Genomic DNA, 11,280 nt, shown 5'->3' with positions numbered 1-11,280 from the left:
ACAACTTGACTATCTCACTCGGTGTTGCGACTATGCAGGCTGAAATGGCAACCAACTATGGTTTGATTATGGCGGGTGCCGCTCTTGCAGCAGTTCCAATCGTAACAGTCTTCTTAGTCTTCCAAAAATCCTTCACTCAAGGTATTACTATGGGAGCTGTTAAAGGATAAGAAAAGTAAACAAGTATATCAAGATTGCGGAAGTGGTCTTGACATACTATGGAAATATAGAGTTATAAGTGTCTACAAAATGTTGGGTATTTGCTTACCTTAGAGATTTTGTTAGACACTTATAAACTTAAGAATGATTTTAGTTAACTATCAGAAACGAAGGAAAGAGTATGATTTTTGATGATTTGAAAAACATCACCTTTTACAAAGGGATTCATCCCAATCTAGACAAGGCTATCGATTATCTCTACCAGCATCGTAAAGATTCATTTGAACTAGGTAAGTATGAGATTGACGGAGATAAAGTCTTTCTAGTTGTTCAGGAAAATGTCCTCAATCAAGCTGAAAATGATCAATTTGAGCATCATAAGAACTATGCAGACTTGCATTTGCTGGTAGAAGGACATGAATATTCGAGCTACGGTTCACGTATCAAAGACGAGGCAGTAGCATTCGACGAAGCAAGTGACATTGGCTTTGTTCATTGTCATGAACATTACCCACTCTTGTTGGGTTATCACAATTTTGCGATTTTCTTCCCAGGAGAACCTCACCAGCCAAATGGCTATGCAGGTATGGAAGAGAAGGTTCGCAAATATCTCTTTAAAATTTTGATTGATTAAAAAATCAGGAGGAGCAAACATGGCACAAAAAGGAGTAAGCCTTATCAAGGCAGCATTTGATACAGATAACTTTCTCATGCGTTTTAGTGAGAAGGTCTTGGATATCGTGACAGCCAATCTTCTTTTTGTCGTCACTTGTTTGCCCATCGTGACGATTGGAGTAGCTAAAATTAGCCTCTACGAGACTATGTTTGAGATTAAGAAGAGCAGACGTGTACCTGTCTTTAAAATCTATCTAAGAGCTTTCAAGGAAAATCTGAAACTAGGTCTTCAGTTAGGTCTGCTTGAGTTGGGCATTGTCTCATTAAGTCTTCTAGACCTCTATCTCTTCTGGGGTCAGACAGCTATGCCTTTCCAAATGGTAAAAGCTACTTGTCTAGGTATTCTTATCTTCCTCACTATCGTGATGTTGGCTAGCTATCCCATAGCTGCACGCTATGATTTGACTTGGAAAGAAGTCTTACAAAAAGGACTTATCTTGGCAAGTTTTAACTTTCCTTGGTTCTTCCTTATGTTAGCCATTCTCTTTCTCATTGTGATGGTTCTTTATCTGTCCGCCTTCAGTTTGCTTTTAGGTGGCTCAGCCTTCCTGCTTTTTGGGTTTGGACTCTTGGTCTTTATCCAGACTGGATTGATGGAGAAAATTTTCGCAAAATACCAATAGCATGGCTTGTCTATGAAACTACTTTCAAGCCCTAAACATTTCAAAATTCATATCGAAACTAAAATCTAAGTGTACACAAGATATTGAAAGCGTTTTTCACAAGGTGTATACTAAACACGTAAAGAATAAATCCTGCTGTTAGCAGAAAAAAAGAAAACTTAGGAGAAAATCTATGTCAGATTTAAAAAAATACGAAGGTGTCATTCCAGCCTTCTACGCATGTTATGATGATCAAGGAGAAGTAAGTCCAGAGCGTACGCGTGCCTTGGTGCAATACTTCATTGATAAAGGTGTTCAAGGTCTTTATGTCAATGGTTCTTCCGGTGAATGTATCTACCAAAGCGTTGAAGACCGCAAGTTGATTTTGGAAGAAGTGATGGCAGTTGCCAAAGGTAAATTGACCATCATTGCTCACGTTGCTTGCAACAATACCAAAGACAGTATGGAACTGGCTCGCCACGCAGAAAGTTTGGGTGTAGATGCCATTGCAACGATTCCGCCGATTTATTTCCGCTTGCCAGAATACTCAGTTGCTAAATACTGGAATGACATTAGTGCTGCAGCACCAAACACAGACTACGTGATTTACAACATTCCTCAATTGGCAGGAGTTGCTTTGACTCCAAGTCTCTATACTGAAATGTTGAAGAATCCACGTGTTATCGGTGTTAAGAACTCTTCTATGCCAGTTCAAGATATCCAAACTTTTGTCAGCCTTGGTGGGGAAGACCATATCGTCTTTAACGGTCCAGATGAACAGTTCCTAGGTGGCCGCCTTATGGGTGCTAAAGCTGGTATAGGTGGTACTTATGGTGCTATGCCAGAACTCTTCTTGAAACTCAACCAATTGATTGCTGACAAAGACTTGGAAACAGCGCGTGAATTGCAGTACGCTATCAACGATATCATTGGTAAACTCACTGCTGCACATGGCAATATGTACGGTGTCATCAAAGAGGTCTTGAAGCTCAATGAAGACTTGAATATTGGTTCTGTTCGTTCACCATTGACACCAGTGACTGAAGAAGATCGTTCAGTTGTAGAAGCAGCTGCAGCCTTGATTCGTGAAACCAAGGAGCGCTTCCTCTAATCCATAAGGAGGTATTTATGACACACTACGTTGCAATTGATATCGGTGGAACCAACATCAAATATGGTTTGATCGACCAAGAAGGCCAACTTATTGAATCGCATGAAATGCCAACAGAGGCGCATAAAGGTGGACCTCATATCTTACAAAAGACCAAAGATATCGTAGCCAGCTATTTAGAACAAGGCCCAGTAGCAGGTGTTGCTATTTCTTCTGCAGGAATGGTGGATCCTGACAAGGGTGAAATTTTCTATGCTGGGCCTCAAATCCCTAACTATGCAGGCACCCAGTTCAAGAAGGAAATCGAAACTAGCTTTAATATTCCTTGTGAGATTGAAAATGATGTCAACTGTGCAGGTCTTGCTGAGGCAGTATCCGGTTCAGGCAAGGGAGCGAGTGTGACACTTTGCTTGACCATTGGAACCGGTATCGGTGGTTGCTTGATTATGGATGGGAAAGTCTTCCATGGTTTTAGCAATTCAGCCTGCGAAGTCGGTTATATGCATATGCAGGATGGAGATTTCCAAGACTTGGCCTCTACGACAGCCTTGGTGGAGTATGTAGCAGCAGGTCATGGCGATTCAGTTGACCATTGGAATGGCCGACGCATCTTTAAGGAAGCCACTGAAGGAAACAAGATTTGTATGGCTGGTATTGACCGGATGGTAGATTACCTAGGAAAAGGTCTGGCAAATATTTGCTATGTGGCCAATCCAGAAGTGGTCATTCTAGGTGGGGGGATTATGGGTCAAGAGGCTATCCTCAAACCGAAAATCCGCACAGCCTTGAAGGCGGCCTTGGTACCAAGCCTAGCTGAAAAAACACGATTAGAATTTGCCCATCACCAAAACACAGCAGGAATGTTGGGTGCTTATTATCACTTTAAAACAAAACAATCCTAGTTTGGTTTAACCAAACTAGGATTTTCTGATCAAGTTCCCTTGACTTTCTTTATAATTGTGAGATAATAAAGAAAATATATAAAGGAATTATATAAAATGGCTATAGCGAGTTCAAATAAAATTGTGACCTTCCAAGCTAATAGGGAATTGGTAAATGATGCCATGGAAGTCTTAAAAGAACAAAATCTCTCTCTTTCATCGGCACTCAGATTATTTTTAAAGAATGTTGTCGTAACAAATGAAGTAGATTTACTGAGTGAAGAGGAATTAGAGAAGGAGTATTTGTTTAGACAATTACAAGCAGAAGTTCAAGAAAGTTATAGCAAGATTGAGGCTGGAAATTACTTGACAGATGAGGATGTTGTGACACGCTATGGATTATAAAAAATATAGGATTTTGTATTCTCCTAGAGTGATTGATAGTCTGGATAAAATATATCAGTATATAGCAGAGGAAATCGGTTCTGTAGAGGCTGCGAGACGAAAAGTGGCGAGTATTAGAAAAGATATTAATCGGCTAGAAATTTTCCCCCAAGCTGGATTTGATGCCGATGAAAAATTTGGTAAGAAATTAGATCCTCGCTACCAAACGCGAGGATTGACCTTGAGTAAGGATTACATCGTATTATATGCAATTGTTGAAGATACCGTCAGACTTGCTTATTTACTCCCTTCAAAAAGTGATTATATGAAATTATTCAAGACTAAGTCAAGATATGACTAATTCATAATCTTGAAGAGGTATGTTTGGTGATGAATAAAAATCCTAGTTTGGTTAAACTAAACTAGGATTTTCTTACACGTTTTTGTCTACGATAGCCATTGAGTTTTTTATTTTCCCAATAGCTGTTAAAAATTTTCTCCTTGCTTTCACGATTGATTTCCAAAAAGTAGGCATAAATCAAATCGATAAAGAAGAGCATAGGAAGTTGAGCGGATATTCGTTGGATGTAGGATGACTGACTGTGTGTGGCTACAAGAACAGTCTCTGTATAGGTCTGGCTATCTTTATTGGGAACACTTGTAAAGAGTACAGTCTTTGCCCCCATCTCTTTTGCGTCTAATAAACTGTCCAAAATAGAAGGAGTTGAGCCTGAAAGTGAGAAACCCAGTACGAGACAATTCTCATCCATAATACTGGTTGTCCAAGCAAAACCATCTTGGTCAGTCAAGGCCTCGCAGACCACACCTAGACGCATAAAGCGTAATTTCATTTCACGAGCTACGAGGCCAGAACTCCCTGTTCCGAAGAAGTAGACACGATCAGCATCTTCGATTAACTGGGCGATTCGTTCCAGTTGTTCTTCGTCAATCAAGTCCTGTGTTTGTTCCCGCATATTACTATAGCTTCTAAGAACTCGGTTGGTTAAAGGACTATGTTTGTGAGAATGAGTGCCCTGTTTCTTTGCTTGGTGCAGGTATTGGAAAATAAATTCTCGATAGCCTGTAAAACCACATTTTTTAGAAAAGCGGGTCAGAGCAGCTTGAGAGATATGTAATTTTTGAGTGACCTGCTGAGAAGATAAATCATCTGCAATGGTTTCAGCTTGCAAAAAATAGCGAGCGATTTCTTGCTCTAGGTCTGTCATTTCTTCGAAGTGAGAATCAATGAGGGTTGCTATATCTGGTTTATCCATAGGGAAGGCTCCTTTAAATGAGTCATATTGGAAAAAGACTGAGTCATCGAACTTTTACACTTATTATATCATATAATGTAGGGATGGATAAATAAAATCGTATTTTCCTGTAAAATGGGAAAAGCTCCCTTCTTTTCCAAAATTTCTTCTTAAATTATGGTACAATGAAGAGTAAGATTTTAAATAGAAATGAGACTGATTTGTATGAGGAAATTTAACAGCCATTCGATTCCGATTCGGCTTAATTTATTGTTTTCAATCATCATTTTACTCTTTATGACCATTATTGGTCGCCTGCTTTATATGCAGGTTTTGAACAAGGATTTTTATGAGACAAAACTAGCATCGGCTAGTAAAACAAAGGTGACTACTAGTTCAGCTCGAGGTGAAATTTATGATGCCAGTGGCAAGCCCTTAGTTGAAAATACTGTGAAACAAGTTGTTTCCTTTACTCGAAACAACAAAATGACGGCTGCAGATTTAAAAGAAACAGCCAAGAAGTTGCTAGCCTATGTGGGAGTTACTTCTCCAACATTGACTGACCGACAGTTGGCGGACTATTATCTAGCAGATCAAGATGTCTATAAGAAAGTAGTGGAAAGCTTACCACGTGAGAAGCGACTTGATTCAGATGGCAATCGTCTATCCGAATCAGAACTCTATAACAATGCGGTCGATAGTGTCCAAACGAGTCAATTAAACTATACAGAGGATGATAAGAAAGAAATCTATCTTTTTAGCCAGTTAAATGCTGTTGGAAACTTTGAGACAGGAGCCATTGCGACAGATTCCTTGACAGATACACAGATTGCCTTGATTGCTTCGGCTTCTAAGAATTTACCTGGTATCAGTATTTCGACTTCGTGGGATCGAAAGGTTCTAGATACCTCACTTTCTTCTATAGTAGGTAGTGTATCCAGTGAAAAAGCTGGTCTCCCAGCTGAAGAAGCAGATGCTTATATTAAAAAGGGCTATTCTCTAAATGACCGTGTTGGAACCTCTTATCTAGAAAAACAATATGAAGAAACCTTGCAAGGTAAACGCTCGGTGAAAGAAATCCATCTAGACAAGTATGGCAACATGGAAAGTGTCGAAAATATCGAAGACGGTACCAAAGGGAACAATATCAAACTGACCATCGATTTGGCCTTTCAAGATAGCGTGGACAATCTGCTTAAGAGTTATTTCAATTCTGAGTTAGGAAATGGAGGAGCCAGATATTCTGAAGGTGTGTATGCAGTTGCTTTGAACCCCAAAACAGGTGCAGTTTTGTCTATGTCAGGAATTAAACATGATCTGAAAACGGGAGAGTTGACGCCTGATTCTTTGGGAACGGTAACCAATGTCTTTGTACCAGGTTCGGTTGTCAAGGCGGCGACCATCAGCTCAGGTTGGGAAAATGGAGTCTTATCAGGGAATCAGACCTTGACAGACCAACCGATTGTCTTCCAAGGTTCAGCTCCGATTAATTCTTGGTATACTGCCTTTTCTGAGCCAATGCCGATTACGGCAGTTCAGGCTCTAGAGTATTCATCCAATGCTTATATGGTCCAAACAGCCTTAGGTCTTATGGGGCAAACCTATCAACCAAATATGTTTGTCGGCACCAGCAATCTAGAGTCTGCTATGGGTAAATTGCGTTCAACCTTTGGCGAATATGGCTTGGGGTCTGCGACCGGGATTGACCTACCAGATGAATCTACTGGATTTATTCCCAAAGACTATAACTTTGCCAATTTCATTACCAATGCCTTTGGCCAGTTTGATAACTACACACCGATGCAATTAGCCCAGTACGTTGCAACTATTGCTAACAATGGTGTTCGTCTAGCTCCACATATTGTCGAGGGAATATATGACAACAATGATAAGGGTGGCCTTGGGGAATTAATCCAAGCAATAGATACCAAGGAAATCAACAAGGTCAATATTTCTGAATCAGATATGGCAATCTTGCACCAAGGATTTTACCAAGTATCGCATGGAACTAGTCCCCTAACGACAGGACGGGCGTTTTCAGATGGCGCCACTGTTTCTATCAGTGGTAAGACCGGTACAGCTGAAAGCTATGTAGCTGGTGGTCAAGAAGCTAATAATACCAATGCCGTGGCCTATGCTCCAACAGAAAATCCTCAAATTGCAGTTGCAGTAGTCTTTCCTCATAATACCAATTTAACCAAAAATGTTGGGCCAGCAATTGCTCGCGACATTATCAATCTATACAACCAACACCATCCAATGAATTAGAAAGGAAGCCATGCTTTATCCAACACCTATTGCTAAGTTGATTGACAGTTATTCCAAACTTCCTGGTATTGGGATCAAGACAGCAACCCGTCTAGCCTTTTATACCATTGGGATGTCGGATGATGACGTCAATGAATTTGCAAAAAATCTTCTTGCAGCCAAGAGAGAATTGACCTATTGCTCTATTTGTGGGCGTTTGACAGATGATGATCCTTGTTCTATCTGTACCGATCCAAGTCGTGACCAGACAACCATTTTAGTTCTCGAGGATAGTCGCGACGTGGCGGCTATGGAGAACATTCAAGAATATCATGGACTTTATCATGTCTTACATGGACTCATTTCTCCAATGAATGGTATCAGTCCAGATGATATCAATCTCAAGAGCCTTATGACTCGTCTTATGGAGAGTGAAGTTTCAGAGGTAATCGTAGCAACCAATGCCACAGCAGATGGAGAAGCAACTTCCATGTATCTTTCACGTTTGCTCAAACCAGCTGGGATCAAGGTTACGCGCCTAGCACGTGGCCTCGCTGTGGGAGCAGATATCGAGTATGCGGACGAAGTCACACTCTTACGAGCTATTGAAAATCGAACAGAGCTGTAAGTCTAGACAAATCAATACTCAATTTATTTATACAAAAATCACGGAGACCGACAGTTATTTTATCGGTCTCTTTTTAGATTTATTGAAGACCAGTATCAGGTTCAAGTTTCAAAAAAGAAGCAAATATGATATACTAAAGAACGAGTATTCTATTAGAATTGGAACAGATAATATGAAACAAACGATTATTCTTTTATACGGTGGACGTAGTGCAGAGCGTGAAGTCTCTGTTCTTTCAGCTGAGAGTGTGATGCGTGCGGTCAACTACGACCGTTTCACAGTCAAGACTTTCTTCATCAGTCAGTCAGGTGACTTTATTAAAACGCAAGAATTTAGCCAGACTCCAGGTCAAGAGGATCGTCTTATGACTAATGAAACCATTGATTGGGATAAGAAAGTTGCTCCAAGTGCTATCTATGAAGAAGGGGCAGTGGTCTTTCCAGTTCTTCATGGTCCGATGGGAGAAGATGGCTCTGTTCAAGGCTTCCTTGAAGTTTTGAAAATGCCTTACGTTGGTTGCAACATCTTGTCATCTAGCCTTGCCATGGACAAAATCACTACCAAGCGTGTGTTAGAATCTGCTGGTATTACTCAAGTTCCTTATGTGGCCATCGTTGAAGGGGATGATGTGACTGCTAAAATCGCTGAAGTGGAAGAAAAATTGACTTATCCAGTCTTCACTAAGCCGTCAAACATGGGTTCTAGTGTCGGTATTTCTAAGTCTGAAAATCAAGAAGAACTTCGTCAGGCTTTGGAACTTGCCTTTCAATATGACAGTCGTGTCTTGGTTGAGCAAGGGGTGAACGCCCGTGAAATCGAGGTTGGTCTACTGGGCAACTACGATGTCAAGAGTACGCTACCAGGAGAAGTAGTCAAGGATGTTGCCTTTTATGACTACGATGCTAAGTATATTGATAACAAGATTACTATGGACATCCCAGCCAAAATCAGTGATGATGTGGTAGCTGTCATGCGTCAAAATGCAGAAACTGCCTTCCGTGCCATTGGTGGGCTAGGTCTCTCTCGTTGCGATTTCTTCTATACAGATAAGGGAGAGATTTTCCTAAACGAGCTCAATACCATGCCAGGTTTTACCCAGTGGTCAATGTATCCACTTCTTTGGGACAATATGGGAATTAGCTATCCAGACTTAATCGAACGTTTGGTTGACCTTGCCAAGGAAAGTTTTGACAAGCGCGAAGCGCATTTGCTATAAAAATGAAAGAGAGGGTAGAAGCCAGAACCATCACTGCAAGGTGACTAGAGTTCTCGAGCTTCGACCCTTTTTAAAGGAGTAGAAATGAAATTAACAATCCATGAAGTGGCTCAAGTTGTAGGAGCTAAAAATGATATCAGCATCTTTGAGGACACCCAGTTAGAGAAAGCTGAGTTTGACAGTCGTTTGATTGCGGCAGGGGATTTATTTGTGCCCCTCAAAGGTGCGCGTGATGGTCATGACTTTATCGAAACAGCTTTTGAAAATGGCGCTGCTGTAACCCTGTCTGAGAAAGAGGTTGCAAATCATCCCTACATCCTAGTAGATGACGTTTTGACTGCCTTTCAAACCCTCGCAGCCTACTATCTTGAAAAAACGGCAGTTGATGTCTTTGCTGTTACAGGTTCAAATGGCAAGACAACGACCAAGGATATGTTAGCGCACTTGCTATCAACAACCTACAAGACCTACAAAACTCAAGGCAACTACAATAATGAGATTGGCCTTCCCTACACGGTTCTCCATATGCCTGAGAGAACAGAAAAGTTGGTCTTGGAGATGGGACAGGATCACTTGGGGGATATCCATCTCTTGTCTGAATTGGCACACCCAAAGACAGCCATCGTGACCTTGGTTGGAGAAGCCCATTTGGCCTTTTTCAAAGACCGCTCAGAGATTGCTAAAGGAAAGATGCAAATTGCAGACGGGATGGCTCCGAGTTCTTTGCTCTTGGCACCAGCCGACTCCATTGTAGAGGACTATTTGCCCACTGATAAAAAGGTGGTCCGTTTTGGGCAAGGAGCAGAGCTGGAAATTACAGACTTGATTGAGCGCAAGGATAGTCTGACCTTTAAGGCCAATTTTTTGGAACAAGCCCTTGATTTGCCAGTGACAGGTAAGTACAATGCCACCAATGCTATGATTGCTGCTTATGTGGCTCTACAAGAAGGAGTTTCAGAGGAACAGATTCGTCAGGCCTTCCAAAATCTTGAATTGACGCGTAACCGTACCGAGTGGAAGAAAGCAGCTAATGGAGCAGATATTCTGTCTGACGTATACAATGCCAATCCAACTGCTATGAAGTTGATTTTAGAGACTTTCTCTGCCATCCCAGCCAACGAAGGAGGAAAGAAAATTGCTGTTCTAGCAGACATGAAGGAACTCGGCGACCAGTCTGTCCAATTCCATAATCAGATGATTTTGAGCCTTTCTCCAGATGTGCTTGATACTGTTATTTTCTATGGAGACGACATTGCAGAATTGGCTCAACTGGCCAGTCAAATGTTCCCAATCGGCCACGTTTACTACTTCAAGAAAATAGAAAACCAAGATCAATTTGAAGACCTAGTTAAGCAGGTCAAGGAAAGTCTAGGAGCTAATGATCAAATCTTGCTCAAGGGCTCTAACTCCATGAATCTAGCTAAGCTGGTAGAAAGTTTAGAAAATGAATGCTAGTGATTTTGCCAAGTATCTTCAAAGAATGATTTGCTTACAGATACTGGATTAACCTTTACAAAAGATCCTTTCGACCGTGAGCGCTACGAAGACTTGCGAGGCCTTTTATCTGAAATGTTGAATCAGGCATCAGACCTTGATTCCGAAGAAGTGGCAGAAGTCTTGAAGCCAACTTCTGCTTATGCGACTCCGTTAATGGACGTCCGTGCTTGGATTGTTGAGGACGAAAAGATTTGTCTGGTTAGGGAACAAGGAGAGAATGATTGGGCTTTGCCAGGTGGCTTTGGTGAAGTCGGCTATTCTCCAACAGAAAATATTCTCAAGGAAATTGAAGAAGAAACCGGTTTTGAAGCTAAAGTAGAAAGACTACTAGCTGTTTTTGATACAAATCGTTTCCAACTACAGAGCAAGCAATATGCAAAGTTTGTTTTTGAATGTAAGCTTCTTGATGGACAATTCCAAAAAAATCAAGAAATTGCTGACCTTCAATTTTTTGCCATTGACCAACTACCAGCCTTATCTGAAAAACGCATTACCAAGGAGCAAATAGAGATTCTTTGGCAGGTTTATCAAGGTCAGAGGGAGCAATATCTTGACTAAGAAGATGATTATCGTATTTTTAAATTCATTTTTCTTAAGTGGCATGGTATAATAAAATGCAGGAAAATT

Annotated in this window: 11 protein-coding genes and 2 pseudogenes; 12 read left to right on the top strand and 1 reads right to left on the bottom strand. The window is 40.9% G+C overall.

The features are described 5' to 3' along the window. From PAN06_RS04720 to PAN06_RS04690, 7 genes and pseudogenes are all read left to right on the top strand, one after another. Positions 1 to 170, top strand: a pseudogene (locus PAN06_RS04720) (carbohydrate ABC transporter permease); the annotation flags it as partial. Positions 171 to 340: 170 nt separating this feature from the next. Further along, positions 341 to 793 carry a YhcH/YjgK/YiaL family protein gene (locus PAN06_RS04715; protein ID WP_000575448.1) on the top strand — a complete coding sequence of 151 codons (453 nt, stop codon included), beginning with the start codon at positions 341 to 343 and terminating at the stop codon, positions 791 to 793. Positions 794 to 812: 19 nt separating this feature from the next. Beyond that, the gene (locus PAN06_RS04710) at positions 813 to 1,457 is read left to right on the top strand and encodes a YesL family protein (RefSeq protein ID WP_269795728.1); all 645 of its coding nucleotides are present in this window, start codon (positions 813 to 815) and stop codon (positions 1,455 to 1,457) included. 172 nt (positions 1,458 to 1,629) lie between these two features. Next, on the top strand, positions 1,630 to 2,547 hold the full coding sequence (locus PAN06_RS04705) for a dihydrodipicolinate synthase family protein (RefSeq protein WP_261027170.1): 918 nt from the start codon (positions 1,630 to 1,632) through the stop codon (positions 2,545 to 2,547). A gap of 17 nt (positions 2,548 to 2,564) precedes the next feature. After that, a complete protein-coding gene (locus PAN06_RS04700) occupies positions 2,565 to 3,449 on the top strand; it encodes an ROK family protein (RefSeq protein ID WP_004261832.1) in 885 nt (294 codons plus the stop codon). Between the two features lie 96 nt (positions 3,450 to 3,545). Further along, positions 3,546 to 3,833, top strand: coding sequence for a hypothetical protein (locus tag PAN06_RS04695; RefSeq protein ID WP_269795727.1), 288 nt, complete (start codon positions 3,546 to 3,548; stop codon positions 3,831 to 3,833). Continuing rightward, complete coding sequence (locus tag PAN06_RS04690) at positions 3,823 to 4,173, top strand: type II toxin-antitoxin system RelE/ParE family toxin (protein WP_269795726.1); 351 nt, start codon at positions 3,823 to 3,825, stop codon at positions 4,171 to 4,173. Before PAN06_RS04695 ends, PAN06_RS04690 begins: the two co-directional genes overlap by 11 nt. 61 nt (positions 4,174 to 4,234) lie before the next feature. On the opposite strand, the gene PAN06_RS04685 is transcribed toward PAN06_RS04690, so the two are convergent. Beyond that, positions 4,235 to 5,086, bottom strand: coding sequence for a MurR/RpiR family transcriptional regulator (locus PAN06_RS04685; protein ID WP_004261838.1), 852 nt, complete (start codon positions 5,084 to 5,086; stop codon positions 4,235 to 4,237). Between the two features lie 189 nt (positions 5,087 to 5,275). Between PAN06_RS04685 and pbp2b the strand changes: the two genes are divergently transcribed. The 5 genes and pseudogenes from pbp2b to PAN06_RS04660 all read left to right on the top strand — a co-directional run bounded on the left by pbp2b (position 5,276) and on the right by PAN06_RS04660 (position 11,211). Next, the gene (pbp2b, locus tag PAN06_RS04680) at positions 5,276 to 7,333 is read left to right on the top strand and encodes a penicillin-binding protein PBP2B (RefSeq protein ID WP_269795725.1); all 2,058 of its coding nucleotides are present in this window, start codon (positions 5,276 to 5,278) and stop codon (positions 7,331 to 7,333) included. A gap of 10 nt (positions 7,334 to 7,343) precedes the next feature. Continuing rightward, positions 7,344 to 7,940, top strand: a complete 597-nt coding sequence (gene recR / locus PAN06_RS04675) for a recombination mediator RecR (RefSeq protein ID WP_269795724.1) — start codon at positions 7,344 to 7,346, stop codon at positions 7,938 to 7,940. 172 nt (positions 7,941 to 8,112) lie between these two features. Beyond that, entirely contained in the window at positions 8,113 to 9,156 is a 1,044-nt protein-coding gene (locus PAN06_RS04670) for a D-alanine--D-alanine ligase (RefSeq protein ID WP_269795723.1), read from the top strand. 84 nt (positions 9,157 to 9,240) lie between these two features. Beyond that, positions 9,241 to 10,611, top strand: a complete 1,371-nt coding sequence (murF, locus tag PAN06_RS04665) for a UDP-N-acetylmuramoyl-tripeptide--D-alanyl-D-alanine ligase (RefSeq protein WP_269795722.1) — start codon at positions 9,241 to 9,243, stop codon at positions 10,609 to 10,611. Beyond that, positions 10,601 to 11,211 (top strand): annotated as a pseudogene (locus PAN06_RS04660) (NUDIX hydrolase). The gene murF and the pseudogene PAN06_RS04660 overlap by 11 nt, the downstream one beginning before the upstream one ends. Positions 11,212 to 11,280: the final 69 nt, after the last annotated feature.

The sequence above is a fragment of the Streptococcus sp. SM3 genome, assembly GCF_027497875.1.
This window is presented reverse-complemented; position numbering and strand designations above follow the sequence as displayed.

Excerpts from the sequence above, each read along its gene's own strand:
- PAN06_RS04715 (WP_000575448.1), top strand. The coding sequence starts at position 341 with ATGATTTTTGATGATTTGAAAAACATCACCTTTTACAAAGGGATTCAT.
- PAN06_RS04710 (WP_269795728.1), top strand. The coding sequence starts at position 813 with ATGGCACAAAAAGGAGTAAGCCTTATCAAGGCAGCATTTGATACAGAT.
- PAN06_RS04705 (WP_261027170.1), top strand. The coding sequence starts at position 1,630 with ATGTCAGATTTAAAAAAATACGAAGGTGTCATTCCAGCCTTCTACGCA.
- PAN06_RS04700 (WP_004261832.1), top strand. The coding sequence starts at position 2,565 with ATGACACACTACGTTGCAATTGATATCGGTGGAACCAACATCAAATAT.
- PAN06_RS04695 (WP_269795727.1), top strand. The coding sequence starts at position 3,546 with ATGGCTATAGCGAGTTCAAATAAAATTGTGACCTTCCAAGCTAATAGG.
- PAN06_RS04690 (WP_269795726.1), top strand. The coding sequence starts at position 3,823 with ATGGATTATAAAAAATATAGGATTTTGTATTCTCCTAGAGTGATTGAT.
- PAN06_RS04685 (WP_004261838.1), bottom strand. The coding sequence starts at position 5,086 with ATGGATAAACCAGATATAGCAACCCTCATTGATTCTCACTTCGAAGAA.
- pbp2b (WP_269795725.1), top strand. The coding sequence starts at position 5,276 with ATGAGACTGATTTGTATGAGGAAATTTAACAGCCATTCGATTCCGATT.
- recR (WP_269795724.1), top strand. The coding sequence starts at position 7,344 with ATGCTTTATCCAACACCTATTGCTAAGTTGATTGACAGTTATTCCAAA.
- PAN06_RS04670 (WP_269795723.1), top strand. The coding sequence starts at position 8,113 with ATGAAACAAACGATTATTCTTTTATACGGTGGACGTAGTGCAGAGCGT.
- murF (WP_269795722.1), top strand. The coding sequence starts at position 9,241 with ATGAAATTAACAATCCATGAAGTGGCTCAAGTTGTAGGAGCTAAAAAT.